The 26560-nt window shown below is 73.4% G+C and carries 24 protein-coding genes and 1 pseudogene; 8 read left to right on the top strand and 17 right to left on the bottom strand.

Translation table 11 applies throughout. The features are described from left to right. Nucleotides 1-32: 32 nt before the first annotated feature. Nucleotides 33-1574, bottom strand: coding sequence for an MFS transporter (locus ACSIH6_RS07775; RefSeq protein ID WP_435107542.1), 1542 nt, complete (start codon nucleotides 1572-1574; stop codon nucleotides 33-35). A gap of 70 nt (nucleotides 1575-1644) precedes the next feature. On the opposite strand from ACSIH6_RS07775, the gene ACSIH6_RS07770 reads away from it, so the two are divergent. Further along, complete coding sequence (locus ACSIH6_RS07770; protein ID WP_435107541.1) at nucleotides 1645-2217, top strand: TetR/AcrR family transcriptional regulator; 573 nt, start codon at nucleotides 1645-1647, stop codon at nucleotides 2215-2217. 81 nt (nucleotides 2218-2298) lie between these two features. Here ACSIH6_RS07770 and purE read toward each other — a convergent pair whose 3' ends face one another. Together purE and ACSIH6_RS07760 are read right to left on the bottom strand one after the other, a co-directional pair. Next, nucleotides 2299-2853, bottom strand: coding sequence for a 5-(carboxyamino)imidazole ribonucleotide mutase (gene purE / locus ACSIH6_RS07765; protein WP_435107540.1), 555 nt, complete (start codon nucleotides 2851-2853; stop codon nucleotides 2299-2301). After that, nucleotides 2850-4007, bottom strand: coding sequence for a 5-(carboxyamino)imidazole ribonucleotide synthase (locus ACSIH6_RS07760; protein WP_435107539.1), 1158 nt, complete (start codon nucleotides 4005-4007; stop codon nucleotides 2850-2852). The genes purE and ACSIH6_RS07760 overlap by 4 nt, the downstream gene beginning before the upstream one ends. A 240-nt stretch (nucleotides 4008-4247) precedes the next feature. On the opposite strand from ACSIH6_RS07760, the gene ACSIH6_RS07755 reads away from it, so the two are divergent. Continuing rightward, the gene (locus tag ACSIH6_RS07755) at nucleotides 4248-4757 is read left to right on the top strand and encodes a GtrA family protein (protein ID WP_435107538.1); all 510 of its coding nucleotides are present in this window, start codon (nucleotides 4248-4250) and stop codon (nucleotides 4755-4757) included. Here ACSIH6_RS07755 and ACSIH6_RS07750 read toward each other — a convergent pair. Continuing rightward, nucleotides 4754-5815: a CPBP family intramembrane glutamic endopeptidase gene (locus ACSIH6_RS07750; protein ID WP_435107537.1), complete on the bottom strand. Its 1062-nt coding sequence runs from the start codon at nucleotides 5813-5815 to the stop codon at nucleotides 4754-4756. The genes ACSIH6_RS07755 and ACSIH6_RS07750 overlap by 4 nt on opposite strands. 473 nt (nucleotides 5816-6288) lie before the next feature. Here ACSIH6_RS07750 and ACSIH6_RS07745 point away from each other — a divergent pair, with 473 nt between their 5' ends. Continuing rightward, nucleotides 6289-7428, top strand: a complete 1140-nt coding sequence (locus ACSIH6_RS07745) for an Mrp/NBP35 family ATP-binding protein (protein ID WP_435107536.1) — start codon at nucleotides 6289-6291, stop codon at nucleotides 7426-7428. Nucleotides 7429-7609: 181 nt separating this feature from the next. Here ACSIH6_RS07745 and ACSIH6_RS07740 read toward each other — a convergent pair whose 3' ends face one another. The 4 genes from ACSIH6_RS07740 to sigE all read right to left on the bottom strand — a co-directional run bounded on the left by ACSIH6_RS07740 (nucleotide 7610) and on the right by sigE (nucleotide 11983). Beyond that, on the bottom strand, nucleotides 7610-8671 hold the full coding sequence (locus ACSIH6_RS07740; protein WP_435107626.1) for a S1C family serine protease: 1062 nt from the start codon (nucleotides 8669-8671) through the stop codon (nucleotides 7610-7612). A gap of 902 nt (nucleotides 8672-9573) precedes the next feature. Continuing rightward, nucleotides 9574-10674 (bottom strand): transcriptional regulator, encoded by a 1101-nt coding sequence (locus ACSIH6_RS07735; RefSeq protein ID WP_435107535.1) that lies wholly within the window; start codon nucleotides 10672-10674, stop codon nucleotides 9574-9576. Beyond that, nucleotides 10671-11366 (bottom strand): anti-sigma factor family protein, encoded by a 696-nt coding sequence (locus ACSIH6_RS07730; protein WP_435107534.1) that lies wholly within the window; start codon nucleotides 11364-11366, stop codon nucleotides 10671-10673. Before ACSIH6_RS07730 ends, ACSIH6_RS07735 begins: the two co-directional genes overlap by 4 nt. A 2-nt stretch (nucleotides 11367-11368) precedes the next feature. Beyond that, nucleotides 11369-11983, bottom strand: coding sequence for an RNA polymerase sigma factor SigE (gene sigE / locus ACSIH6_RS07725; protein WP_165435966.1), 615 nt, complete (start codon nucleotides 11981-11983; stop codon nucleotides 11369-11371). A 314-nt stretch (nucleotides 11984-12297) separates the two neighbouring features. Here sigE and ACSIH6_RS07720 point away from each other — a divergent pair, with 314 nt between their 5' ends. Beyond that, nucleotides 12298-12885, top strand: a complete 588-nt coding sequence (locus ACSIH6_RS07720) for an O-methyltransferase (RefSeq protein ID WP_435107533.1) — start codon at nucleotides 12298-12300, stop codon at nucleotides 12883-12885. Between the two features lie 31 nt (nucleotides 12886-12916). Further along, nucleotides 12917-13930 carry a GNAT family N-acetyltransferase gene (locus ACSIH6_RS07715; RefSeq protein WP_435107532.1) on the top strand — a complete coding sequence of 338 codons (1014 nt, stop codon included), beginning with the start codon at nucleotides 12917-12919 and terminating at the stop codon, nucleotides 13928-13930. Between the two features lie 32 nt (nucleotides 13931-13962). Here the strand turns inward: ACSIH6_RS07715 and soxR are convergent, their stop codons facing one another. Then, nucleotides 13963-14403, bottom strand: coding sequence for a redox-sensitive transcriptional activator SoxR (soxR, locus tag ACSIH6_RS07710; protein WP_435107625.1), 441 nt, complete (start codon nucleotides 14401-14403; stop codon nucleotides 13963-13965). A gap of 281 nt (nucleotides 14404-14684) precedes the next feature. On the opposite strand from soxR, the gene ACSIH6_RS07705 reads away from it, so the two are divergent. Together ACSIH6_RS07705 and ACSIH6_RS07700 are read left to right on the top strand one after the other, a co-directional pair. Next, a complete protein-coding gene (locus ACSIH6_RS07705) occupies nucleotides 14685-15623 on the top strand; it encodes an NADP-dependent oxidoreductase (RefSeq protein ID WP_435107531.1) in 939 nt (312 codons plus the stop codon). Nucleotides 15624-15703: 80 nt separating this feature from the next. Further along, nucleotides 15704-16999, top strand: coding sequence for an MFS transporter (locus ACSIH6_RS07700; protein ID WP_435107530.1), 1296 nt, complete (start codon nucleotides 15704-15706; stop codon nucleotides 16997-16999). Between the two features lie 47 nt (nucleotides 17000-17046). On the opposite strand, the gene ACSIH6_RS07695 is transcribed toward ACSIH6_RS07700, so the two are convergent. The 7 genes and pseudogenes from ACSIH6_RS07695 to ACSIH6_RS07665 form a co-directional block, all read right to left on the bottom strand. Next, nucleotides 17047-18537 (bottom strand): leucyl aminopeptidase, encoded by a 1491-nt coding sequence (locus ACSIH6_RS07695; RefSeq protein WP_435107529.1) that lies wholly within the window; start codon nucleotides 18535-18537, stop codon nucleotides 17047-17049. A gap of 99 nt (nucleotides 18538-18636) precedes the next feature. After that, on the bottom strand, nucleotides 18637-18804 hold the full coding sequence (locus tag ACSIH6_RS07690) for a DUF3117 domain-containing protein (RefSeq protein ID WP_013154899.1): 168 nt from the start codon (nucleotides 18802-18804) through the stop codon (nucleotides 18637-18639). Nucleotides 18805-19286: 482 nt separating this feature from the next. After that, complete coding sequence (locus ACSIH6_RS07685) at nucleotides 19287-19883, bottom strand: hypothetical protein (protein WP_435107528.1); 597 nt, start codon at nucleotides 19881-19883, stop codon at nucleotides 19287-19289. A gap of 678 nt (nucleotides 19884-20561) precedes the next feature. After that, nucleotides 20562-20918 (bottom strand): annotated as a pseudogene (locus ACSIH6_RS07680) (hypothetical protein); the annotation flags it as partial. Nucleotides 20919-20992: 74 nt separating this feature from the next. After that, nucleotides 20993-21778, bottom strand: a complete 786-nt coding sequence (locus ACSIH6_RS07675) for an LOG family protein (protein ID WP_082768505.1) — start codon at nucleotides 21776-21778, stop codon at nucleotides 20993-20995. Nucleotides 21779-21913: 135 nt separating this feature from the next. Continuing rightward, a complete protein-coding gene (gene dapE / locus ACSIH6_RS07670; protein ID WP_435107527.1) occupies nucleotides 21914-22978 on the bottom strand; it encodes a succinyl-diaminopimelate desuccinylase in 1065 nt (354 codons plus the stop codon). A 202-nt stretch (nucleotides 22979-23180) separates the two neighbouring features. Beyond that, nucleotides 23181-24017, bottom strand: a complete 837-nt coding sequence (locus ACSIH6_RS07665; RefSeq protein ID WP_061082171.1) for a 2,3,4,5-tetrahydropyridine-2,6-dicarboxylate N-succinyltransferase — start codon at nucleotides 24015-24017, stop codon at nucleotides 23181-23183. Nucleotides 24018-24205: 188 nt separating this feature from the next. Between ACSIH6_RS07665 and ACSIH6_RS07660 the strand changes: the two genes are divergently transcribed. Further along, entirely contained in the window at nucleotides 24206-25087 is an 882-nt protein-coding gene (locus ACSIH6_RS07660) for a hypothetical protein (protein WP_435107526.1), read from the top strand. A 268-nt stretch (nucleotides 25088-25355) separates the two neighbouring features. Here the strand turns inward: ACSIH6_RS07660 and dapC are convergent, their stop codons facing one another. Continuing rightward, nucleotides 25356-26462, bottom strand: coding sequence for a succinyldiaminopimelate transaminase (gene dapC / locus ACSIH6_RS07655; RefSeq protein ID WP_435107525.1), 1107 nt, complete (start codon nucleotides 26460-26462; stop codon nucleotides 25356-25358). Nucleotides 26463-26560 lie beyond the last annotated feature (98 nt).

Raw genomic sequence — 26560 nt, 5'->3', positions numbered from 1 at the left:
GCGGGCCGTGGTCGGTGAGGACGGCGGTCCGGTCACGGACGGGCCGGTGCGCCGTCGGCCGGGGCCGGTGCGCCGGACTCCTCGCCGGTCCCGGGGGGCAGCTTGCGCAGGGCGACGGCGACCAGGAGCGCGACCGCGGCCAGGACGCCCGCGCCGATGAGGGCGGCGGTGTTGACCCCGGCCGTGTAGGCGGCGAAGGCCGCGTCGAGCAGGGCCCCGGGGTCCTGCGCCCCCGGGGCGGCGGCCAGGGCGCCCGTGACGGTCTCGGCCGCGGCCCCGTCCACCGAGGGCAGCTCGTCCGCCACGGACGTGCGGTAGACGGTGGCGGCCGCGGTGCCCAGGACCGCGATGCCCAGGGCGGCGCCGAACTCGGTGCTGGTCTCGGAGATCCCCGCGGCGGCACCGGCGCGCTCGCGGGGTGCCGTGGCCAGGACCAGGGTGTTGGCCAGGGTCGCGACGACGCCGACTCCGGAGGTCAGCAGGGTGTAGCCGCCGAGGAACACCACCAGGTGTGTGTCGGTGTCCACCAGGCCCACGACCGCGAACCCCGCCGCGCCGAGCGCCAGCCCCACCGCCATGAGCGCGCCGGGGCGGACCCGGGGCGCGGCCGCGCCGGCCAGGGTCGCCCCCAGAACGGTGCCCAGGAGCGTCGGCAGCCCCCACAGGGCCGCGTGGAGCGGGCTCAGACCGTGCACGGTCTGGAGGAAGGTGAAGGTCAGGAGCCCCATCCCCCCGGCGGCGAAGGCCACGACGGTGTTGCCGCTGACCGCGGCGGCGAACGCGGGGCGGGCGAAGAGCGAGACGTCCATCAGCGGGTGCGTGGCGCGGCGCTGCCGGAGCACGAACAGCGCCAGGAGGGCCGCTCCGACCGCCAGGGCGGTGAGGGCGTGGAGGTCGGCCCCGTGCTCGGCCAGGCGTTTGACCGCGTGGACCAGGCCGAGGACGGCGGCGAGCGAGAGGACCGCGCCCGGCAGGTCGAAGCCGGACGCCTCCGGGTCGCGCGACTCGGGGACGAGCAGGGGCGCGGCCACCACCAGCACGACCATGAACGGCAGGTTGACGAGGAAGACCGAGCCCCACCAGAAGAACTCCAGGAGCAGTCCGCCGAGGATCGGCCCGGCGACCGCGCCGCCGGTGAAGGCGATGGTCCAGGCCCCGACCGCCGTACCGCGCTGCCGGGGGTCGGTGAACATGTCGCGGACCAGGGAGAGCGTGGAGGGCGCCAGGGTCGCCCCGGCCACGCCCAGCAGGACCCGCCCGGCGATGAACAGCTCCGCCGTGGGCGCCAGCGCCAGCAGCACGGACGCGGCGCCGAAGAGCACCCCGCCGGTGAGCAGCAGCCGCCTGCGGCCGATCCGGTCGCCCAGGCCGCCCATGGTGACGAGGAGTCCGGCCAGCACGAAGCCGTAGACGTCCATCATCCACAGCCACTGCGCGGACGTGGGTTGGAGCGCCTCGGAGATGGCGGGCGCGGCGACGAAGAGCACCGAGATGTCCATGGACACCAGCAGCGCCGGGATGAGCAGGCAGACCAGTCCGGCCCACGTACGGGCGGTGGCACGTTGAGGGTTCATGGCCGTGATCGTACGTACGTCAAAATCAGGTGTCAATATGTACGTGCGTTCAAATGCTAGGATCACGGACATGAGCCAACGCGACGACCTGCTGGCGGGCGCCAGGAAGTGCCTGGTGGAGAAGGGCTACGGCAAGACCACGGCGCGCGACATCGCCGCCGCGTCCGGGGCGCACCTGGCCTCCATCGGGTACCACTTCGGGTCTAAGGACAACCTCATGAACACGGCCGTGATCGAGGCGACCGGCGAGTGGGGCGACGCCTTCGAGACCGCCATCAGCGCCTCGCGCGCCGAGGCCCCGCCCGACAGGCTGCGCGTCCTGCTCGACGCGCTCTTCCGGGCCCTGCCCGAGGAGCGCGACCTGCTCGTCGCCAGTGTCCAGGCCTACGCGCAGGCCCAGTTCGACGACGGTGTCCGCGCCGTCCTGGCCGAGGGCCTCCAGGAGGCCCGAAGGGGGCTGGCCGCGCTCCTGCTCGACCTGGAACCCGGGGAGGTCGACCCCGCCGTCGAGGCCGGTCTGGGCTCCATGGCCTACAACTTCGTCACCGGCTACCTCATCCAGTACCTCATCGACCCCGAGGCGCTGCCGACCGTGGACCAGGCGGTCGAGGGCCTGCGCGTCCTCCTGCCCGCCGAGGACTGAGCGGGCACGCGAGGGCCCCGGCACCCGTGACGGGTACCGGGGCCGTTCGGGCGTCGGCGGGGTTCTGGAGGCGCCGACGGGCTAGCGGCCGAAGCCGGTGGGCCTGCCCCAGCTCTCCGCCTCGCGGCGCAGCCGCTCGCCCTTGGCGTGGGCCTGCTCCTTCAGCTCCTCCTGGAAGCGGGCCATGCGCTCGGCGAGCACGGGGTCGTTGGCCGCCAGGATCCGCACCGCCAGCAGACCCGCGTTGCGTGCCGCGCCCACGGCCACGGTCGCCACCGGCACCCCGGCGGGCATCTGCACGATGGACAGCAGCGAGTCCATGCCGTCGAGGTACTTGAGCGGCACCGGGACGCCCACCACCGGCAGGGTCGTCACCGAGGCCAGCATGCCCGGCAGGTGGGCCGCCCCGCCCGCACCGGCGATGACCACCTTCAGGCCCCGACCGGCGGCCTCGGCGCCGTAGGAGATCATCTCGTGCGGCATGCGGTGCGCCGAGACCACGTCGGCCTCGAAGGGCACGTCGAACTCGCGCAGGGCCTCGGCCGCCTCCCGCATCACCGGCCAGTCGGAGTCCGAGCCCATCACGATGCCCACCACGGGGCCCCTCGCGTCCTGTCCGTTGTCGCTGTCGATCACTGTTCTTCTCCTCGCAGGTAGGCGGCGGCGTCTCGCGCGCGCGCCAGCAGGTCCCGGTAGTCCTCACCCATCACGGTGACGTGCCCGATCTTGCGGCCCGGACGCACGTCCTTGCCGTAGAAGTGCACCTTCACCTCGGGGTCCTTCGCCATCACGTGCAGGTAGCGGCGGTAGACCTCGGGGTCCTCGCCGCCCAGCAGGTTGGCCATGACGGTGTAGGGCGCGTTGGTGCGCGGCGAGCCCAGCGGCAGGTTCAGCACGGCCCTCAGGTGCTGCTCGAACTGGGAGGTGCGCGCGCCCTCGATGCTCCAGTGGCCGGAGTTGTGCGGGCGCATGGCCAGTTCGTTGACGACCACGCCGTCGGCGGTCTCGAACAGCTCCACGGCCAGGACCCCGGTCACGTCCAGCGCCTGGGCGATCTCGATGGCCAGCTGCTGGGCGCGGGTGGCCTTGTCCTCGGACAGGCCCGGGGCGGGGGCGATCACCTCGTGGCAGATGCCGCCGCGCTGCACGGTCTCCACGACCGGGTAGACCGCGACCTGCCCGTGCGGGGAGCGGGCGACCTGCACGGCGAGCTCGCGCGAGAAGTCCACCTTCTCCTCGACCAGGAGTGGCACCTCCTCGGCGGCGGCGCGGTCCACGACCCCGCGCGCCTCGTCGGCGCCGCCGACGACCCACACGCCCTTGCCGTCGTAGCCGCCGCGGGCGGCCTTGAGCACGACCGGCCACCCGGTCTCCCCGCCGAAGGCGGTGACGTGCTCCAGGGTGGTGACGGCCCGCCAGCGCGGCGAGGGCGCGTCCAGCTCGGCCATGCGGGTGCGCATGCGCAGTTTGTCCTGGGCGAAGCGCAGCGCGTCGCGGCCGGGGCGCAGCAGGCCCCCTGCCTCCTCGACCGCGCGCAGGACGGGCTCGGGCACGTGCTCGTGGTCGAAGGTGACGACGTCGTGGGCCTTGGCGAAGGCCAGGACGTCGTCGAGGCCGCGGTCGTCGCCCAGGGAGACGTCACCGCACACCAGCGCGGCGCTGTCGGTGGGGCTGGCCGCCAGTACCGAGAAGTCGACCCCCAGGGCGATGCCCGCCTGGTGGGTCATCCGGGAGAGTTGGCCCCCTCCCACCATTCCCACGCGCGGGACGGTGCGGTTACGCTCGCTCACAGTTCCTCAACTCACATGCTGCTCGTCAACCGCGGTGACGGGACGGTCCCGCGCGGCGGGACCTGGCCGGATCGGCTCGGAACCCGCGGCCGGGGTCCTGGTGCGACCCCCGGCTAGAGTCTAGGGCGTGCGAACGCGGCGGTCCCGGGCCCCCGCCGCCCCCGGTCGGCGGCCCGGCCGAGACGGGTCCGCGCGGAGGCGGGCCCGACCACCCCGACCACAGGACCGGAGGCGCGGACCGTGCGCAACTTCCTCTCCCGCCATCCCAGGATCGCCAAGCTCGTCCGGGAGGTGGGAAAGTTCGGCTCCGTGGGCGCCGTGGCCTACGTGGTGCAGCTGGGGACGACCAACCTGCTGTGGAGCGCGGCCGGGGCGGATCCGCTCACCGGGCAGGTGGTCGGGACGCTGTGCTCGATCGCGGTGGCGTTCGTCGGCAACCGGTTCTGGACCTTCGGCGACCGGGCCCGGACCGGCTACGGCCGCGAGACCGCGCTGTTCCTGCTGATGAACGGCGTCGGGATGCTCCTCCAGCTGGCCTGCCTGGGCTTCTCGGTGTACGTGCTGGGGTTCGACGGCCCGCTCGCGAGCAACATCGCGGGCAACGTGGTGGGGGTGGGCCTGGGCACGCTCTTCCGGTTCTTCTCCTACCGCGCGTGGGTGTTCCCCGAGCAGAGCGGCGACCCGGTCCGCAGGACCGCGGAGGCCCCCTTCGGCGAGCCGGTCGCCCGGTCCGGGGTCCGCGACCTCTAACGCGTCGGGGCCGCGCTCCTGCGCCGCACCCCGCGGCGGCCCGCCAGCCACACCACCGCCAGCGCGTACAGCCCCACCTGGATCAGGGTCAGCACCAGCACCAGCGGTGTGCCCACTCCCAGGGGCAGGCCGGAGCCGACCATGACCCCCGTGCCGATCTGCTCCATGCGGCCCTCGAACACGCAGAGCGTGAACTGCACGAGGCTGTTGACCACGTGCAGGCTGATCGCCGCCTCCAGACCGCCCGTGCGCCAGGTCAGCCAGGACATCCCCAACCCCATGACCGCGAGCGCCGCGGTGGTCCACGGGTCGCCCGGGTGCGTGGCCAGGTACAGCGCCGCGAACAGGGTTCCGCTGGCCAGGACGGCCAGGCTCGGGGAGCGCAGGACCCGGGAGACCGCCGACCCGCCGCGCCGTTCGCCGGGACGGGCGCCGAGCGCGCCCACCAGCTGCATGAGCATGCCGCGCAGGGTCAGCTCCTCGGCCGCCGACTGCAACGGCACCAGCAGCACGATGACGGTCATCGCCGCGGCGAACACCTCGGTTCCGCCGGAGGCCTCACGGGGCACCAGGTCGGGCCGGAGGAGTTCGGCCAGCGGCAGGAAGGCCACGACGCACAGGGCGACCGGGACGACCGCCACCGCCGTGCAGCGGACCAGCCAGCCCCAGCGCATCCGTCCCTCGACGGAGAACAGGGAACCGATCCGGCGCCACTGCACGACGCGGACCAGGAAGAGGACGATGGGGATGAACAGCGCCGACGCCAGGAGTCCGAAGGCCATCTCGGCGATCACGCTCAGGGTGACCGAGTCCGGGGCCAGCCCGCTGCCGTTGATGATCGCCACGATCGTCACCGACAGGATGATGGCCATCCACAGGAAGAAGACCAGGACCGCGAGGACGGCCAGGGTGAGCGGCGTGAACCACCAGCGGAAGCGGGACGTCCGGCCCAGCCTGTGGTAGGACTCGTCCTCGGGGAGTTCCGCGCGGGCGAAGTGGTTTTTGCGCACCGGCCTCGGCGGCGGCCAGGCCCACACGTCCGGGTCGGCGGCGGCCACGGCGTAGCCCCCGGGCGGCGTCAGCCTCCCCCCTCCGGGAGGATCCGCCCAGGTCTGCTCCTGTGTGTAGGCTCCGGCAGCCCGCCCCTCCGGCCCCTCAGGCGCGGCGGGCCAGGACGAACCAGGCGGTGGCGGCACATTTCCCATCGTGCGCCGAGACTACTATCCGGGCATGTATTGCCAGCGTTAAGGCCACGCCGTTATCGCCTGGTCACGGCACGCACAGGGTGGTGCGCACGGTGTCGGACGGCGCCCCCCGCACCCCGTCCTCCCCGCGACATCCCTCACACCCTTCCCCGTGGCCCCTCCCCCGGTCCTTCCACGGGCCCCTGGCGCGCCGCCGTGGCGGCGGCCGCACGGCGTGGGTCCACGGGGACACGGAATGCCCGGCGCGGCCCCCTCGTTGAAGGAGATGGCCCGCGGGAGCGATCCGGCAGGCCGCCGTCCCATCCCGCTGACCTACGATTGAGCACATGTCCTCCACACCATCCACCGAGCAGGTGCACACAGCCCTGGCCACGGTGCAAGACCCGGAGATCCACCGCCCCATCACCGATCTCGGCATGGTCAAGAGCGTCGACATCGCCGACGACGGTACCGTGAGCGTCGGCATCTACCTCACGGTGGCCGGATGCCCGATGAAGGGCCGTATCGAGAAGGACGTGACCGCTGCGGTGACCAAGGTCGCCGGGGTCACCTCCGTGCGCGTCGAGCTCGACGTGATGAGCGACGAGCAGCGCAAGGAACTCCAGACCAAGCTGCGCGGCGGCCAGGCGGAGAAGGAGATCCCCTTCGCCAAGCCGAACTCGCTCACCCGTGTCTTCGCCGTCGCCTCCGGCAAGGGCGGTGTCGGCAAGTCCTCCGTCACCGTGAACCTGGCCGCGGCCATGGCCGCCCAGGGCCACAAGGTCGGCGTCGTGGACGCCGACATCTACGGCCACTCGGTGCCCCGCATGCTCGGCGCGTCGGACTACCCGACCAAGGTCGAGGACATGATCCTGCCGCCCACAGCGCATGGCATCAAGGTCATCTCGGTCGGCATGTTCACGCAGGGCAACCAGCCTGTGGTGTGGCGGGGCCCGATGCTGCACCGCGCCCTCCAGCAGTTCCTGTCGGACGTGTTCTGGGGCGACCTGGACGTGCTGCTGATGGACCTGCCCCCGGGCACCGGTGACATCGCCATCTCCACCGCGCAGCTGCTGCCCAACGCGGAGCTGCTCGTGGTGACCACCCCGCAGCAGGCCGCCGCCGAGGTCGCCGAGCGCGCGGGCGCCATCACGGCCCAGACCCACCAGCGGATCGCGGGCGTGATCGAGAACATGTCGTACTACCTGCCGCCGGACGGCGGGGAGCCGGTCCACCTGTTCGGTGAGGGCGGCGGCCGCACGGTCGCCGACGCCCTCACCCGGACGCTGGGCACGGACATCCCGCTGCTGGGCCAGGTGCCGCTGGACACCCGGCTGCGCGAGGGCGGCGACGAGGGCAAGCCCCTGGTGCTGACCGAGCCCGAGGCCGAGGCCAGCAGGGTGATCACCTCGATCGCCGACACCCTGGTCGGCAAGCCCCGCGGGCTGGCCGGTATGCAGCTGGGCATCTCCCCGGCGGGCCGCTAGGCGGTACCTCCTCGGGTCCGCGCTTCGCCGTGGCCCGTGTCCGGACGCCCGCGGCGCGGGCACCCGGACGACACCTCTTCCGGAGCTGCGGCCCCGGGTGAGAACGAGGCCCCCGAGCTCCGTGCTCGGGGGCCTCGCGTGTGTCCGGGACGGCCGGTCCGGGGTAGTCAGGCCGGGTCGGTCAGTCCGACGAGCCCAGCGTGACCGTGACGGTCTCGCGCTGGCCGTCGCGGTCGTACTCGACCTCGACCTCGTCACCCGGACTGCGGCTGCGCAGCATGGCGAGCAGCTCCTGGCCCGAGTTCACCGGGCGTCCGTCCAGGGAGAGGATGACGTCGCCCGGCTCCAGCCCCGCCGCGTCGGCCGGACCGCCGCTCTCCACCGCGTTCCCGCCGTCGGCGATGACCGCGCCCGCGACCGGGCTGTCCAGGTCGATCTCGGCCCCGATGTCGGCGTAGCTGGTCTCGCCGTACTCGATGAGGCGGTTGACGACGCGTTCGACCTCCGCCGACGGGATCGCGAAGCCCAGGCCGATGTTGCCCGTGGGCTCCCCCATGTAGCCCATGGTGACGATCATCGAGTTGACCCCGATGACCCGGCCCTCCAGGTCCACCAGCGGGCCGCCGGAGTTGCCCGGGTTGATGGCGGCGTCGGTCTGGAGTGCGTAGAAACGGCTGGCGTTCTCGCCCTCGCCGGAGCTGACCGGGCGGTTGACGGCGCTGATGATGCCCTGTGTGACGGTTCCGGAGAAGCCCAGGGGCGCGCCGATGGCGATCACCTCGTCGCCGACGATGACCTGCTCGGAGTCGCCGAACTGGAGCGGTTCGACGTCGATCGGGTCGTCCAGCGACAGCACCGCGAGGTCGGAGCTGGGGTCGGAGCCGACCACGGAGGCGTCGGAGAGGCTGCCGTCGCTGTACTCCACGACGATGCCGTCCGCCTCCAGACCGGCGGAGACGTGGTCGTTGGTCACCACGTGGTTCCCGTCGATGACGAACCCGGAGCCGCTGCTCGGGACGCTGGGGTCGGCGCTGCGGATGAACACCACGCTCGGGCTGACCCGCTGGGCCACACCGGCGATGGTGTCGGGGTCGCGCTGGGGGGCCTCGGGCGGCGGCTCGTTCATGACCGGGCCCTCCTCCTGCGCCGCCTCGTCACCGGAGGAGCCGCCGAGGAGGGTGCCCGCGACACCGCCGGCGCCTCCGGCGATGAGCGCGACGACGAGCATGCCCGACAGCACCATCCACACCGGGACGCCGCGCCGTGGCCGCCTGGGCGCGGGGGGTTGCGGGGCGGCGTAGGGGCCGGTCGCGTGGGGCCCGGTGACACCGGGCGCCGGGGAGCCCGGGCCGGGGGCGCCGGGCTGGTTCGCGGGGGCGGCGTGCCCCGCCTGGAATGCCGCCGCGTAGCCACCGTGGGCGGCCGACTGGCCTGTGGGGCCGGTGTGCTGTCCGGGAACCGAGGAGGCACCGGGGTTCATGGGGTTGCCGGGGCCCGAGGGGGCGGCGTAACCGGAGGGGCTGCCGGGACCGGAGTAGGCGGGACCGGAGGGATTGGCGAAGTTGGTGTAGGTGGTGGGGCCCGAGGGGTCACCGGAACCGGGGTGGGCGGCGGAACTACCGTAGGTGGTGGGGCCAGAGGGATCACCGGAGCCAGCGGGGTTGCCGGAGTTGGTGTAGGCGGTGGGACCGGAGGGATTGCCGGGACCGGAGAAGCCTCCGCTCACACGGTCGGGTCGGGGGGTGCCGGGCTGCTCGCCCGGTCCGGGGTCAGGGGTGGGGTTCATGGGGTCTCCACTACCGGGAGGCTGGATGGTGGCGGCCTGCGCGCCGGGGACTCCCTGTCCGGACTGCGGAACCGGCCCGGGGTGACGCGGGGGCGCGGGGTCGCCCCCCTGGTCCGCAGAGGTGTTCCTGGAGGGTGTCAGCGGCGTTCCGGCGGCCCGGGCGGGCCACCGGGGGCGCTCCGCGGGTGCCCCGTCCGGCGCGCTCGCCGGACCGGGCGCGGCGCGCTCAGGGGGTGTTCCACCGCGCGGCGGGGTCGCCCGGCCGGGCTCTCCCCCGTGTTCCGGGCGGCCGTTTTCCTCGCTCAAGACCTGCTCCGTAAGTCGCTCGGCTGTGGGACGGCACGGGACCGGCCGGGGTCCTAGAGGAACCCCAGCCGGGACAGACCGCGGTGCACCCGGGCCCAGAAACCCGAACCCGGCCCGGGCAGCGCGGTCACGGCGGACGAGGCCAGCCCCGCGGGGGCGTCCGCGAGCACCGTGTAGACGAAGCCGTTCGCCTGCCACATGCTCTGGTACTGACCCGCGTCTCCGCCGAAGATCGTGCCGTGTTGTGGTGTGACGCCGCTTCCCCCCGTCCCGGTTCCGGCGTATCCGGTCGGGTCTGTGGGGGAATGCTTGCTGTCCAGCTTCCCACGTTGGGTGAAAACCGACACCTGGGACAGACCGTCCGAGTAGACGGCGTGTACGACGCGGTGCCCGCCGTGCTCGGTGGACCGGGCGTCGACCAGCCGCAGGTTCCAGGCCAGGTACTCAGGGAGGGGCCACTCCTTCGCGCGCAGGTCGGCGCGCTCGGTCCCGGTGAGGGTGTCGCTCCAGGGGGAGTCGCCGAGCGCCTCCTCCGGCCAGTCCTCCTCCCCCAGTTCGAGCCCGGTGAGACGGAAGCCGAGCGCCTGCTCGCCGTCGGTCCCGTAGACGGTCCTGCCCAGGAGCAGGCCGGTGGCGGTGTCCACCCAGAACCGCCCGGCGACGGTGTCGTCGGCGCGTCTGGCCTCCACCAGGCGGGCCTCCCGGCCGTCCAGGCGGGTGGGGCCCGCGTCCGAGACGGCGTAGGTGTCGCCGAGCATGCTGAGCAGGCGGTCGTCCAGCGACTCCAGGGCCGAGGAGGCGTCCACCACGAGGGCGGACTCCTCGTCGCCGACGGGGGCCAGGGCGATGCCGTCGCCGGGCCTGCTCACCACGCGCACGCGCAGCGCACGGCCCTCCGCGGCCTGCGTTCCCTGCGTGCCTTCCGTGCCCTCGGCGTCCTCCGGTCCGGTGATCTCGCGCACGGCCGAGTAGGCGACCTCGTCCTCCGCGGCGGCGGCGCGGTGCAGCACCGACATCCCGTCGTCGCCTCCCTCGGCCGGGACCGCGGTGGGATGGGGGTGCGCGGCGGCCGTGAGCAGCAGGGCGCACAGCAGTGCCACGACGAGGATCGTGACCGGGGCGGAGTTCGCGGAGGAGGGTTCCTCCGCGCTCACCGGGTGGTTTCGGTGGGGCCGTGGGGGGCTTCGGCGGCGGTGGGCCGTGCGTCGACCACCGGGATGTTGCGGCTGGTCAGCGCGTGCTCGACCGCGTAGTCGGCCAGGCGGGGCTCGACCACGGGCGTCTCCTCGGTGTCGCCCCCGGCCACGAACGCGCTGCCGAGCAGGGCCGTGGCCACGGCGAAGCCCGCGACGGCGTAGCGGCCGCCGGGAAAGGTCGGGAACAGGTCCGCGAGGCGGTCACCGCGGCGTCGGCGCTCGGACCCCGCGGCGCGCTCCGGCCGGGAGGCGTCCGGGCCGCCCGTGGCGGGTGCCCCGGTGCCCGTGGCGGGCGGTGTGCCCCCCGGGACCGGGGGCGCGGTGGCCAGGGCGCCGCCGGGGAAGCCCCCCAGGGGACGGGAGGAGCCCAGGGGCGGGCTGCTGCCGAAGCCGTTCCCGCCGACGGAGGGCCCGGAGGGCCCCCGGTCCGAGGGCCCGTGGTCGCGGGACAGGCTGGTGAGCCGCCCCATGAAGTCCATGTCGGGCTCGGGCTCGCACAGGCCGTGCAGGCGGCGCTTGAGGCGGCGCATCATGTCGGCCTCGAAGCGGCACGACTCGCACTTGGCCAGGTGGATGAGGGCGCTCTCGTGGTCGACCGGGCCGAGCTCGCCGTCGATGAGCGCGGAGAGCCGCTCTCCGAGGTGGTTCATACTCACTCCGCCTCCCCGTTGATGACGTTTCCGCCGCTGCGCGCCTCGTTGTCGGCGGCCAGGGACCGCCGGTGCTCCAGGGCCCGGCGCAGCTGGGCGCGGCCCCGGTGGATCCGGCTGCGGACGGTGCCGAGCTTGACGTCGAGCGTCGCCGCGATCTCCTCGTAGGAGAGTCCTTCGATGTCGCACAGGACGACCGGGGCGCGGAACTCGGCGGGCAGCGCGTCCAGGGCGGACTGGATGTCGGCGTCGAAGTGCCGGTCGTCGTAGCGCTGCGCGGGAGAGGGCTCACGGCCCTCCAGGCGCTCGTCGGCGTTCTCGGCCAGGCCCTCGAAGCGGATGCGGGCCCGGCGCCGGGCCATGTCGAGGAAGAGGTTGGTGGTGATGCGGTGCAGCCACCCCTCGAAGGTGCCGGGCGTGTAGTTGGCCAGCGAGCGGAAGACCCGGATGAAGACCTCCTGCGTGAGGTCCTCGGCGTCGTGCTTGTTGCCGGTCAGCCGGTAGGCGAGCCGGTACACGCGCGGAGAGTGGGTCCGCACGACCTCGTCCCAGCTCGGGGGTTCCCATGCCTCGAATTCCACGGCAGGGCCGGACTCTGGCACCGCTGCTCCCTTCATCCCGTCGATTCGCCGCCAGGTTGGTCGGGGGGAGTTTGCTTCGTGGCGATCAACGTACGTTCATCCCGTTTCAACGCCGGGAGACGTGGATTAAGTTCCCGCCGCAACGCTCGGAGTTCGGTCCGGTTCAGGCTAGTCTTTTGCCAGGGACATGACCTGGCCGCGACCGACATTCTACGTTGGGTGACCATCTCCTGGTCAGAGCCCCACCAGACACGTGAACGCTGTGGGAGGCCGTTATCGCCAGCCCGGAGGAGACCGCGGCCCGGATCACCTGGGTCCGCGCCGAGCAGTCCCGGTTCGAGCAGGACGCCATGGAGGACGAGCCGCTGGCGGACGCCTACGAGGCGGGGGGTCGGTCGTCGGCCCCGCCGGTGGACGCGGCGACGGGTACGGCCCTGCGCTTCCTGGCCGCCTCCATCGGCGCCCGCTCCGTGGTGGAGATCGGCACCGGGTGCGGGGTGTCGGGAATCTGGCTGCTGCGGGGGATGACCCCGGACGGGATCCTGACCACGGTGGACACCAACGCCGCCTACCAGGACTACGCGCGCTCGGCGTACTCCCGCGCGGGTTTCGGCCCCGGCCGGGCCCGCCTGATCCGCGGGACGGCCCTGGAGGTACTGCCGAGGCTGACCGACGGCGGGTACGACCTGGTGTTCGTGGACGCCGACACGGTGTCCTACCCCCTGTACATGGACGAGGCGCTGCGCCTGCTGCGCCGGGGCGGGATGGTGGTGTTCAACGGCGCCATGGTGGCCTCCAGCGAGCCGGACGGCCCGCTGCGCGTGCCCGACCCCCGCGAGACCGCCGTGCGCGAGGTGATCCGCCGGGTGCGGGAGGGGGAGGAGTTCATCCCCATGCTGATGCCGGTGGGCGAGGGGCTGCTGGCCGCCATCCGGTAGGGCGCCCTCCACGGAAAGGACCCGACCGACGGTGATCAGCCGCATCGACAGCACGGACCCCGCCGCCTTCGACGCCTGGTACGCGGCCGTGCGCGCGGCCGCGCTCGCCGACCGTGACCCCGGAGTGGTCCCACTCCCGCACCCGGACTCCCTGCGCGCGGTGCTCTGCGGACACGGGGGCGAACGGCGGGCCCTGGCCTACGCGGCCCACGGGGAGGACGGCGGGGTCGTGGGCGCGCTCCTGCTGGAGTTCGGCGACCGGGACAACCTGCACCTGGCCGAGGCGGACGTCAACGTGCCCGTCGGGGTGCGGCGCCGGGGCCACGGGAGCCGCCTCCTGGAGCACGCGGAGCGCGTCCTGACCGACGAGGGGCGCACGACCGTGCTGGGCGAGGTCCAGCTGCCCCCGGACCGCTCCTTCGAGGACTGGCCCGGCGTCCGCTTCGCGCTCGCGCGCGGATTCGGGACGGTCCACGAGGAGGACTACTACGTCCTGGAACTCCCGTTGTCCGCGCGGGTCCGGGAGGAGGTCGGCGCCGACGTGCTCTCCCTCGGATCCCGCTACGAGCTGCTGACCTGGACGGACGCGTGCCCCGAGGAGCTGCTGGCCGACTACGCGCGGCTGCGCACGCGGATGCAGGCCGACGTCCCGCTCGGGGAGATGGCCTTCGAGCGCGGGCTCTGGGACCCCGCGCGCGTCCGTGACCAGGAGGACCGCCGCCGCGCCCAGCGGTACCGCACGCTCGTCTGCGCGGCCCGGGCCTCCACCGGCGGCCTGGCCGGGTACAGCGAGATCGCCCTGCCCGAGGGGGAGGGCGCCGCCTACCAGGAGGACACCCTGGTGGCGCCCGAGCACCGGGGCAACCGCCTGGGCTCGGCGCTGAAGCTGCGCAACCTGGAGGTGCTGGCCGCGGAGTTCCCCGAGCGGGTCCAGGTCCGCACCTGGAACGCCCCGGAGAACGCCCCCATGCGCGGGGTCAACCTGCGCCTGGGCTTTCGCCCGGTGGAGCGCCTCCACGAGTTCCAGCGCGTCCTGCCGGGGTGAGGCCCCTCCTCGCCGAGGCGGCTCCCTGACCGTCACGGGAAGCGGCGTGCGCCCGCCCCCTCCCGGCCCAGGACGTCGTCCGGGTTCGAGTAGGGACACGCGGTCAGCGACAGGCATCCGCAGCCGATGCAGTTGGAGAACCGGTCTCGCAGGGCGGTGAGCTCCTCGATCCGCTCGGTCAGTTCGTCGTACCACTGCCGCGAGATCCGGGCCCAGTCCCGCTTGGTCGGCAGCCCTTCCTCCGGGAGCTGGTCCAGGGCCTCCCTGATCCGGCTCAGCGAGACGCCGAGTCGTTGGGCCGTGCGGATGAACGCGATGGTCCGCAGCGTGTCCCGCCGGTACTCGCGGCGGTTCCCGGCCGTGCGCCGACTGCGGATCAGTCCGAGGCTCTCGTAGTAGTGCAGCGCCGACACGGCGACCCCCGCCCGCTCCGCGACCTGGCCCGGTTTGAGCCACAGCAGATCGGGGTCCAGTTGTGGCGCCCACCCCACCTCTCCGTCGACGACTTGACATCAAGTCCACTTGATGAAGCCTGCTGGGCGCCGTACCGATCGCGCAAGAGAGAGCGAGCGAACGTGACGACGACGATCACCGTGTGGGCGGATATCCGGTGCCCGTGGCGCTGGATGGGACACCGGCGGCTCCGGTCCGCGCTGAACCGCCTCGGTCGGAAGGCCGTGGTGGAGCACCGGAGCTTCCTGTTGGAACCCGCGGGTCCGGAGGGAGCGTTCCTGGGCGCCGGGGAGGCCATCCGATGACCACGATGAGAGCCGCCGCGATCGACCGCTTCGGACCCGCGGACCTGCTCACCGAGCGGGACCTCCCCCGCCCGGCCGCGGGACCCGGCGAGGTGCTGGTGCGCGTCCGTGCGGCGGGCGTGCAGCCCACCGACGCCGCGATCCGGGGCGGGTGGGTACCCCCGGGCGCCGTGATCGGGTTCCCCCAGATCCTCGGCAACGAGTTCGCGGGCGTGGTCGAGGAGGTGGGCCCCGATGCTGACGGCTTCGCCCCCGGCGACGAGGTGGCGGGGTTCCGGGTCCTCGGCTGCTACGCCGAGTACGTCGCCGTGCCCGCGGACCAGATCGCGCACAAGCCCGCGGGGGTCCCCTGGCCGGTCGCCGGTGCCCTGTCCGCCTCGGGGCAGACCGCGCACACCGCGCTCGAACTCCTGCGTGTGGCGCGCGGGGAGACCCTGCTGGTCCACGGCGCGGCGGGCGGGGTGGGTTCGATGGCCGTCCAGCTGGCGGTCGAGCGCGGCGCACGGGTGGTCGGCACCGCGAGCGCGGCCAACCTGGAGTACGTGCGCTCCCTGGGCGCCGTCGCCGTCGAGTACGGCGACGGCCAACTCGACCGCGTTCGGGAGGCCGCCCCCGAGGGCGTCGACGCGGCCTTCGACACCGCCGGCCACGACAACCTCCGGACCGCCGTACGCCTGGTCTCCGACCGTGACAGGGTCGGCACGATCGTCGACATGGGCCTCGTCCAGGACCTGGGCTGCCGGTGGATCCGGAGCGACCGGTCGGCGGCGCGCCTGCGGGAGCTCCTCGACCTGTGCGCCGGGGGAAGGCTCCACGTCACCGTCCGCCGCACGCTTCCCCTCTCCGGGGCGGCGGACGCGCACCGGGACGTGGAGACCGGACACGGCCGGGGCAAGATCGCCCTGGTGGTCGGGGACGAGGCGACGCTCACATGACCGGGACACGTCCGTCGCCTTCCCGGGTCCGCCTGTGGGCACCGGGGACCCGGTCCCTACTGGTCGGTGTGCTGGGGCTGATGACCTGTATCGCCTTCGAGTCCTTCGCCGTCACCACCGCCCTGCCCGTGGTCGTCCGGGACCTGTCCGCCGACCGGTGGTACGCCCTGGCCTTCGCCGCCACCCTGACCACCGGGCTGATCGGCATGACCGTCGGCGGAGGCTGGGCGGACCGGCGCGGGCCCGCACAGCCCCTGTTCTTCGGGGGACTGGCCTTCCTGGTCGGCATCGGGCTGTGCGTCGCGGCCCCCGACATCGGGGTCTTCGTGCTCGGCCGCATGCTCCAGGGCGTCGGCGGGGGGATCGACTCCGTGGTCCTGTACGTGATCATCGCGCGCGGCGTCCCCGAGGAGCTGCGGCCTCGCGTGTTCGGCCTGCTCACCGCCGCGTGGCTGCTGCCCTCGGTCGCCGGGCCACTGCTCACCGGGGTCCTGGTCGAGGCGCTGCACTGGCGTGCGGTGTTCGCCCTGGTCCTGGCGGGGGCGGCCGCGTCCCTGCTCATGCTGGCCGGACCCGCGCGGCGGCTCCCGTCCGACCCCGCCCCCGGACGCCTTCTGGACCGACGTGCGCTCTGGTCCGTCGCCGCCATGGCGTCCGTGGTGGGACTGCACGTCGCCGGGCAGTGGCCACTGCCGGAACTCCTGGTGGGCACCGCACTCAGCGTGGTCGTGCTGGTGGTGGCGGCGGCCCGCCTGGCACCGAGGGGCACGCTCCGCGCGCGAGCGGGCATCCCCCGGTGGGTCGCCCTGCGCGGCCTCCTGGGCGGAACCGTCACGGTCACCGACGTCTACCTCGCCCTCCACCTCCAGCACGGCCTCGGCCACTCGCCCACCCTCTCCGGACTCATCGTGGCGGTCGGTGCCTTCGGTTGGGCGTTGGGGGCCTGGGTGCAGGGGCGGCGCGACAAGGGCGCGAGCGACCGGCCGTTCCCCCTGTGGCCCGCGGCCGTGCTCGTCCTGTGTGGACCGGTCGCGGTGCTGGGACTCGTCGGGGGGGTGCTTCCCCTCGCGGGCGTCGCCCTCGGGTGCGTCCTGATGGGGACGGGCATGGGAATCGCGTACCCGCGGATCTCGTCGACGGTGCTGTCCCTGTCCGCCCCCGACGAGCAGGGTGGCAACAGCTCGGCGCTCCAGGTCTTCGACTCGCTGAGCACGTCCGCCCTGCTCGGCGTCGCCGGGGCCGTGCTCTCCGCGGAACTGTTGGCGGGGTATCCGGGTGTCTTCGCGCTCGCCGCCGGTGCGGGGTTGGCGGCCCTGGTCGTCGCGAGCGCGCTCAGCCGAGCCGGAGGGACCGGCAGCGAAGGAGTGCCCGTATGAACGCCGACCCCGGCCGCGTCCGTGCGGCCGGGGTCTCCTCGGCTCGACTACCGCTCGGCGAGCCAGCGCAGCAGGGTGCGCGTGGCGAAGGCGGTGCCGCCCTTGCTGAGCAGGCCGCTCTCCTTGGTCGACCGGCCGGGGCCCGCGATGTCCAGGTGGGCCCAGGGCAGGCCGCCGGTGAACTCGCGCAGGAACAGCGCGGCGTCGGTGGCGCCCGCCGGGCCGAAGTCGCGGCGGGTCCCGATGTTGGCCAGGTCCGCCACCCGGGACTTGGTGGTCTCGACGTACTCCTCGGTCAGCGGCATGCGCCACAGCGGCTCGCCGGAGGCCTGACCGGCGGTCTCGATCTCGGCGGCCAGCGCGTCGTCGGTGCTGTACAGGGCGCCCATGCCCGTACCGAGCGCGACCTTGGCCGCGCCGGTGAGGGTGGCCACGTCCACGAGCACGTCCGGGGCCAGCTCGGCGACCGCGTAGCCCATGGCGTCGGCCAGGACCAGGCGGCCCTCGGCGTCGGAGTTGAGCACCTCGACGGTCGTGCCGCCGTAGGTGGTGAGCACGTCGCCGATGCGGGTGGCGTCGCCGCCGAAGGCGTTCTCGGCCAGCGCCAGCAGGCCGGTCACCCGCACCGAGGCGCCCACGGCCGACAGGGCGGACAGCACGGCGAGCACGACCGCCGAACCGCTCATGTCGGTCTTCATCAGCGACATGTTGTCGTTGGGCTTGAGCGAGAGGCCGCCGGTGTCGAAGGTGATGCCCTTGCCGACCAGCACCACGTGCGCGGCGGGGTCGTCGGGGGTGTAGGAGAGCTGGACCAGCCGCGGGGGGCGCGAGGAGCCCCGGCCGACGCCGAGGATGGCTCCGAAGCCCCCGTCCTCCAACTCCCGCTCGTCCCAGACCCGCACCTGGAGGCCGGAGTCGGCGGCGACCTCGCGCGCGCGGGCGGCCATCCACTCGGGGTCCTTGGTCAGGGACGGGGTGTTGATGAGGTCGCGGGCCAGGGCGGTGGCCGCGGCCAGCCGGGTACCGCGCTCCAGTGCGTCGGCGAGGTCCCCGGCGCCCGGGTCCACCACCTCGATCACCGGGGCGGGGCACCTGTCCGCCGGGGGTTCGGCGGTCTTGAGGCTGAAGGTGTAGGAGGCCAGGAGGGCGCCCTCGGCGAAGGCGGTGGCGGCGTCGCCGCCGCCCCCCGGCCAGGCCAGGGCGACCCGTTCTCTTCCCCGGGCGGCCCGGGACAGGGCTGCGCCGGCCTTCCGGAGGTCGTCGGGGGAACCCGAACCGACCCCCAGAAGGGCCAGCCGTACCAGCCCCTGGTCCCGGGGCACCGGGAACTGGGCCAGCTCACCGGGTTTCCCGGCGAGCGAGTAGTGCGCGAACAGATCGGTGAGCGGAGCCGGAAGCACCTGTGTCAGGCCGCCCTCGGCGACCCCTTCGACCTCCGCGGGTCCGCCGTCTCCCGAGAGGACGGGAAGGACCAGCAGGTCCGCGGTGGATTCGGCGAGGCTCCCCGAACGGGGCTGGATCTCCGTGGCGAATGGCACAGGCCGCTCACAATCGTTCGCTGTCATGGGGGTCTACGACCTCGGGGGGTCGTCGGGCGTTCCTGCCCGGGTGGGGGAGGGAAGAACGTGGTGTCGGACCTAGCCGACGACACCCTTGAGCGCGTCCCGGAGTTCGGTCGCCTCGGCCGGCGTCAGCTCGACGACCAGGCGTCCGCCCCCCTCCAACGGGACCCGCATGATGATGCCGCGACCCTCCTTGGTGACCTCCATCGGCCCGTCGCTGGTCCTCGGCTTCATCGCCGCCATGCCATTCCCCTTTCTAGGTGTTCCTCGCGGGTGACCGGGGCCGACCCACAGCACCGGCGCCGATCCGCTTGGGTCGTCTCGGCTCCGGAGCCGTGGGCCGGTTCCGCGTGACTCGCGCCCGTGTGGCTTAGGGGACGTGAATCACTCTTCGACCATTATCTCGGAGGTTGGCCCCCGTGTGTGCGCCAGACAGCGGCCGGACCGCCTCCGGCGGTTTCCACCAACGAGGAAACGTCGGTCAGTAAGGTTATATCGGTACTGGCCGAAACCTGGTGAGCGCACAGGGCTCCGCGCGGGCCCGCACCCGGGGCGGCGGGCCGGACCCGAAAGTCCGGCGACACCTGAACAACAACTCCGAACTGGGGTTTCGCCCCCAACAGGAACCCGCCTCCCCGGAGGCCGCGGTCGGACGACTCCGGGACGGTAGCGCCTCCCGGCGGTCGGACCAGCGCCCGGATCGGACGGTGATCCGGACGACCGGATCAGCTCAGAGGACCCGTCGATGTCATCCGGGTGCCCTCGTCGGTGATCGAGGACCACTCCGCCCTCAGTCCGCCGTCCGCGACGGGCGACAGGGTCAGCTCGGCCTCGTCGACGCAGCGGTCCTCGGGGTCGGCGGTCTCGGTGTAGGCGTAGACGCGCCGGTCGTTGTCACCCGCGGACAGCACGAGCGTCCCCGAGCAGGTGAAGGTCGTCCAGGCGGTGCTGCCGCGCTCGGCGCCCTCCTCGATCCGCACCTCGGCGTGCCAGTCGGCGACGTGCTGGCCCTCGGTGTTCACCTGGACCATCTCGCCCGCCCAGGCGCCGACGAACTCCTCCGCCGGGGCCGCGGCCTCCTGCGGTGCCTCCTCGCCGTCGGCCAGCAGGGCCCACGCCGTGGCCCCTCCGCCGACCAGGAGGACGGCCAGCGCGACCGCGCCCAGAACGGTGAACTGGCGGCGGCGCCTGCCGCTGTGCCGGGTCGACCTGGGCGGCGGCCACAGGGACAGCTGTTGCACGGGGGAGGCGGCTGTCACGGAGGAAGCGGGCCCTTCGCGCCGGTCGTCGGCTCCCGACTCCAGTTCGGCTGCTGTGTCCATCCTCGCCATCCTCAACGGTGATGCACCCGCTCCGGCGGAGCGGGGGGAACGCGGATACAGCGACCGAGGATAGAGCACCGGAACCCGCGGGTTTCGCCCGATAACCGCGCGGGGGCTGTGATGCACGGCATAGGGAAGGGCGAACACCAGGTCAGGAAGGCACCGCCGGACGTGGCCCGCGTCACAGGTTTGGGTGCGGGGTCAGTGTTCGTCACCGGGGGACGGGGAGCCGCCGGAGACGTCCGCGGCCCCGGAGCCTCCCGCCGCCTCGGGGCGCTGCCCGGCCCCGGTGGCCGTCGGGTCCCCGGGTGTCCCGGTCCCGTCGGAACCCTCCGCTCCCCCGGAACTCCGGTCGGGCTCGCAACTCCGGGTGGACTCCGAACTCCGGTCGGGCTCGGGGTTCCGGGCGGGCTCAGGGCTCCCGGAGCCCTCCGAACGCGCGGCGTTCTCCGCGTTCTCCGGCTTCTCCTCGGTCTCCGGCTTCTCCGCGACCTCGGAGCCCTCGATGACCTCGGTGGGCGCGGTGGTCCCCGTGGCCCCGGCGGGTGCGGGACTCCAGGCGGTGGAGCCCGCCGGTCCGGCCACGGCCCCGGGCCGGAAGGCACCGCTCCCGAAACCCCCGACCGCGGTGCTCCCGGCCCCGGCGGGGCCGCGCGCGCTCTGCTCGGGGGCGTAGGCGTCACCGGGCAGGTGCGCCCCGGGGATCGGTCCGGTGCCCTCCGGAACGTAGGAGGGGTCCAGGCGCGACAGGCGCCACTCCAGGTCCTGGATGTGCTCCTCGCGCTCGCGCAGCGTGGCGGTGAGGCGCAGCAGCAACTCGTCCACGGCGCGCACGTGGTAGCCCCACATGGCCAGGGGCAGCATCAGGCGGCCCAGGTCGAACGCCTTGACGGGCCGGTCTTCGGGCAGGGCGAGCGGGGGGTGGTCGGCCTCGAAGCGGGCGAGCTGGCCACCCTTGCCCAGCACGATGTAGACGACGCCCACGAGGACGGCGAGCGCGGCGGCGGCGACGAGGACCATGATGAGAACAGGCACGGACACGATCGTGCCACACGCCGCTCCCCCACCGCCCCTGCCGTTCGCCGCTGCCGTCCACCGGCCGCGGGCCCCTACTGTTCCGGGCCGGGGTGCTCCTCCGACTGCTCGTGCTGACGGGTGATGTCCAGGTGGGACTTGCGGATGATGTCGACCACCTCGTCGAGGTCGTCGGTCACCTGGACCAGCTCCATGTCGTGCGACTTGATGAGCTGGTTCTCCATGAGGCTGGAACGGATCCAGTCCCGCATCCCGCCCCAGAACTCGGTGCCGACCAGCACGATCGGGAAACGGGTGACCTTGTTGGTCTGCACGAGGGTGGCCGCCTCGAACAGCTCGTCCAGGGTGCCGAAGCCCCCGGGCAGGACCACGAACGCCTGGGAGTACTTCACGAACATCGTCTTGCGGACGAAGAAGTACCGGAAGGTCACCCCGATGTCGACGTAGTCGTTGAGCGTCTGCTCGAACGGCAGCTCGATGCCGAGCCCGACGGACAGCCCGCCCGCCTGCTGGGCGCCCTTGTTGACCGCCTCCATCATCCCCGGCCCGCCACCGGTGATGGTGGCGTACCCGGCCTCCGCCAGCTTGGCGCCCATCTGGACGCCGATGTCGTAGTAGCGGTTCCCGGGCCGCAGGCGGGCCGATCCGAACACGCTCACCGCCGAGGGCAGCTCCGAGAGCAGGCCGAAGCCCTCCACGAACTCCGACTGGATGCGCAGCACCCGCCACGGGTCGGTGTGCACCCAGTCCGTGGGGCCCCGCTGGTCGAGGAGGCGCTGGTCGGTGGTGGTGTTGGGGATGGAGTCGCCCCGGTAGGTGAGGGGCCCTGCGCGTCGTACGGTCTCTTCTTCTTCCGTCATGACGTAAAGCTATCCGCGTGGGACCGGCTCACACGTGAATCACACGTTTCACCGGGGTGGCCACAAACGGCCTTTTCGCCGCCCCGGCCGGTGTCCGGGCTGGTCACGGACCCGCCGACCGGGGCGCGGCGGGGTTCAGCGGGTGCCCGACAACCAGGCGACCATGCGCTCCTTGGCCTCGTGGATCCGGGGGATCTCGGCGTACTCGTCCTTGGTGTGGGCGAGCGTCGGGTCGCCGGGGCCGTAGTTGACGGCGGGCACGCCCAGCTCGGAGAAGCGGGAGACGTCGGTCCAGCCGAGCTTGGCGCGGGCGCTGCCCTCCCCCACCGCGGTGACGAACGCCGCGGCCGAGGGCTCGTCCAACCCGGGCCGGGCGGGGGCCGCGGCGTCGACCACCGCGACCTCGAACCCGTCGAAGACCTCGCGCAGGTGCGCCTCGGCGTCGGCGACGGACAGGTCGGGGGCGAAGCGGTAGTTGACCCTGACCACGCACGCGTCGGGGATGACGTTGCCCGCGACCCCGCCCTCGATGGCCACGGCGTTGAGGCCCTCGTGGAAGCGCAGCCCCTCCACCTCGGGTTCGCGCGGGGTGTAGGCGCGCAGGACGTCCAGGACGGCTCCGGCGCCGTGGATGGCGTTCACACCCATCCACGAGCGGGCACTGTGGGCGCGCTTGCCCCGGGTGGTGACCTCCACGCGCATGGTGCCCTGGCAGCCGCCCTCGATGACGCCGTCGGTGGGCTCCATGAGGACCGCGAAGTCCCCCGCCAGCCACTCGGGGTGGTCGCGGGCCACGCGGAGCAGGCCGTTGCGGGAGGCGTCGACCTCCTCGTTGTCGTAGAAGACGTAGGTGACGTCGTGCACAGGCTCGGTGACCAGGGCCGCCAGCTTGAGCTGGACGGCGACACCGGCCTTCATGTCCGAGGTGCCGCACCCGTAGAGGCGGTCGCCGACGACGCGGGAGGGCACGTTGTCGACGATGGGGACGGTGTCGATGTGTCCGGCGATGACGACGCGGCGGGGACGGCCCAGGTCCGTGCGGGCGACGACGGCGTCGCCGTCGCGGCTGACGCGCAGGTGGGGCAGGGCCGACAGGGCGCCCTCGACGGCGTCGGCGAGGACCTTCTCGTCGCCGCTCTCGGATCGGATGTCCACGAGGGCTGCGGTCAGGGCCGCGGCGTCCGAGGTCAGGTCCAGCATGTGTCGCCCCGTTTCGGTGAGATTGGGTAGCCGTTGAGCCGGGGGGATCCGCATCCCCGCTCCGACATAGCAGCGCCCCCGGTCTGGGGTAGCTGCCGCCCCCAGTCTGGAGCAGCCGGGGGCTCAACCCGAACTCGCCCCGGGAACACGGCCGGGGCGCCCTCCCTGCGCGGAAGGACGCCCCGGAGGAGGTGCGGACGGGTCAGGCGTTGACGCCGTGCTCGCGGAGCAGGTCGTTGAGCGCGAGCTTGTCGTGCTCCTGCCCCTCCTTCAGGCGCTTGAGCACGAGCAGCACCGGCATGCCGAAGTCGCCGCCGGGGAAGCTCTTGGCGCGGTTGGCGGTGACGCACACCGACCAGGCCGGGGCCTCGCCGCGCGGGAGCTCCTCGCCGGTCTCGGCGTCGAACACGCGGGTGGAGGAGGTGAGGATGGTGCCCGCGCCGAGCTTGGCGCCCTTGCGCACGCGTGCGCCCTCGACGACCATGCTGCGGGAGCCGAGGAAGGCGTCGTCCTCGATGACCACCGGGGAGGCCTGCGGCGGTTCGAGGACGCCGCCGACGCCGACGCCGCCGGACAGGTGGACGTTCTCGCCGACCTGGGCGCAGGAGCCGACCGTGGCCCAGGTGTCGACCATGGTGCCGGAGCCGACGTGGGCGCCGATGTTGGTGAAGGACGGCATCAGGACGACGCCGGGGGCGAGGTAGGAGCCCCAGCGGGCGATCGCCCCGGCGACGACGCGGACGCCGTCGAAGCGGGTCTTGAGCGGCATGCGGTCGTGGTGGTAGAAGTCGCCGACGTGCGACTCCTTCATCTCCAGGACCTTGAAGCCGAGGAGGATGGAGCGCTTGGCGCGCTCGTCGACCACGACCTCGTCGGTGGAGGGGTCGACGAAGGCCACGCGGGCCTTGCCCTCGTCGATCTGGTCGATCGCGCCGATGATGGTCTCACGGGCCTCGGTGTGGCCGGGCGTGAGCTCGGCGCGGCTCTCCCAGAGTTCGTCGATCCGGTCGGGCAGCGGGCTGGAGTACGAGCTGGTCATGTGCACACACGTTAGCCGCTCGCGCCGGGTGCGGGGGCACCCCCTCCCCGAGGCGGCCGTCACCTCCGCGCACGGCCCGCCCCCCGCCGTGGCGGCGGCTACAATGCGGCCGTGGCGCCGCGTGCGCCCCCGCGCGACGCCCCCTCCCGGTGCGGCGCGCCCACCTGTCGCCGACCCTTGGTTCGCCCGTGCCCAGTAAGCGCCGGAGGCTCTCCGCCTTCGTCAAGATCCTGCTCTCCCTGGTCCTCGTCTGCGGCACGCTCGTCGCCGGGGCCTACTACGTGCTGACCACGTTCGAGCCGATCGACACCACTCCCCCGCCCGAGCCCGGCTGCCGCCTGACGCTGTCCGACGGCCGGTACTCGATGGAGGGCGCGCAGGCCGCGAGCGCGGCCACCGTGGGAGGCGTGGCGTTCGGCCGGGACCTGCCCCCGGAGGCCGTGACGATCGCCTTCGCGACGGTGTGGCAGGAGTCGGCGTTCCACAACGTGGAGTACGGCGACCGGGACTCCCTGGGGCTGTTCCAGCAACGGCCCTCGCAGGAGTGGGGCGACCCGGAGCAGATCCTCGACCCGGTGTACGCCAGCAGCTCGTTCTACGAGGAGCTGGTGGAGGTGGAGGGCTGGAGGTCCATCCCGGTCTACGAGGCGGCCCAGGCGGTGCAGCGCAGCGCCGACGGCTACGCCTACGACCAGCACGAGCGCCTGTCCACGCGGATGGCCGAGGTCTTCACCGGCACGCAGGGGGCCGCGCTGACGTGCTGGTACGGCGCCGAGGGCCTGGAGGACCTGCGGTCCGGGGACGCGGACACCGACGCCGCCCTGGAGGAGATGGAGCGGGTGTTCGGCACCGACCCGGCGGACCTGCCGCTGGACGGGGACGAGGAGCCGCGGACCGGCGACCTGGGCTGGTCGATGGCCCTGTGGGCGGTGGCCCACGCCGAGGAGTACGGGCTGACGTCGGTGTCCTACGACGGCCAGCGGTGGCGGGCCTCGGACGGCACGGACGACGCCGAGGAATGGGCGGCGGCCGGCGGGGGCGACACCGGGGGCGGCCTGGTCCTGGAATGACCCGGGCTTTGGAGCGGCCCGGGCACTGGAGTGATCCGGTGGCCCGGACCGGTTCGCGGGTCCGCTTCCGTACCGGTTCGCTGACCGGCTCGGGAACCGGCCCCACGCCGGTGGTCCCGTGCTCCCGGACGGGCGGGCACGCCACATGGCACCAGGGGAGGTGGGCCCCCGATACGACAAGGGGACCACGCTCCGGCACTCGGCGGCCACCGCCTCCGTCCGCCTGTGGACGACCGGCGGAGGGGCCGCCCGGACGGCGGCCCCCGCCTCAGGCCAGGCGCTTGGCCGCGGCCTCGACCCGCTCGTCGGTGGCGGTGAACGCCACGCGCACGTGCCCGGCGCCCGCCTGGCCGTAGAAGTCCCCGGGGGCGACCAGCACACCGCGCTCGGCGAGGTGGGCCACCGCGCCCCAGGCGTCGTGGTCGGGGTGGCTGGCCCACAGGTACAGCCCGGCGTCGGAGTGCTCGATGCGCCAGCCCGCGCCCTCCAGGGCCTCGCGCAGCCTGGCGCGGCGGGAGCGGTAGCGCTCCTTCTGCTCGGCGGCGTGCGCGTCGTCGTCCAGGGCGGCGCGCATGGCCGCCTGGACGGGCGCGGGGACGATCATCCCGGCGTGCTTGCGCACCGCCAGCAGCTCCTCGACCAGCGCGGGGTCCCCGGTGACGAAGGCCGCGCGGTACCCGGCCAGGTTGGAGCGCTTGGACAGCGAGTGCACGGCCAGCAGGTTGTCGTGGGAGCCGCCGCACACGTCCGGGTGCAGGATGGACACCGGTTCGGCGCCGTCCCAGCCCAGGTCGAGGTAGCACTCGTCGGAGGCCACGATCGCGCCGCGCTCGCGGGCCCACTCCACCACCTTGCGCAGGTGCGCGGTGCCCAGGACCCGGCCGGTCGGGTTGCTCGGCGAGTTCACCCACACCAGTCCGACGGGGGCGGGGCCGAGCGAGGTCAGGCCGTCGGAGGCCACCGGGGTGGCCCCGGCCACGCGCGCGCCGATGTCGTAGGTGGGGTAGGCCAGTTCGGGGTGGACGACCGTGTCGCCCGCACCCAGGCCCAGGAGCGTGGGCAGCCAGGCCACGAGTTCCTTGGAGCCCACGGTGGGCAGGACCGCGCCCTCCGCCACGCGCACGCCGTGACGGCGCTCCAGCCAGCCCGCGACGGAGGCGCGCAGCGCGGGCGTGCCCCAGGTCTGGGGGTAGCCGGGCGCGTCGGCGGCGTCGGCGAGGGCCTTGCGCAGGAGGGCGGGCACCGGGTCGACGGGGGTGCCGACGGACAGGTCGACGATACCGTCGGGGTGCTCGGCGGCCCCGTGCTTGTACGGCGCCAGCCGGTCCCACGGGAAGGTCGGGAGCCGCTTCGCCACGGGTCGCCGCTCGGCCATCGCACTTACTCCATCCAGGTCGGGTCTGTTGCCACAGGTCACACGGGACCACACGTCACACAGGAATCGCGCCGACCCCCGTCACGGGGGTCGGTGCG

Origin of the sequence: Nocardiopsis synnemataformans, from assembly GCF_965343085.1 — a bacterium.
In the GTDB taxonomy this organism is placed as follows: Bacteria; Actinomycetota; Actinomycetes; order Streptosporangiales; family Streptosporangiaceae; genus Nocardiopsis; species Nocardiopsis alborubida.
This window is presented reverse-complemented; position numbering and strand designations above follow the sequence as displayed.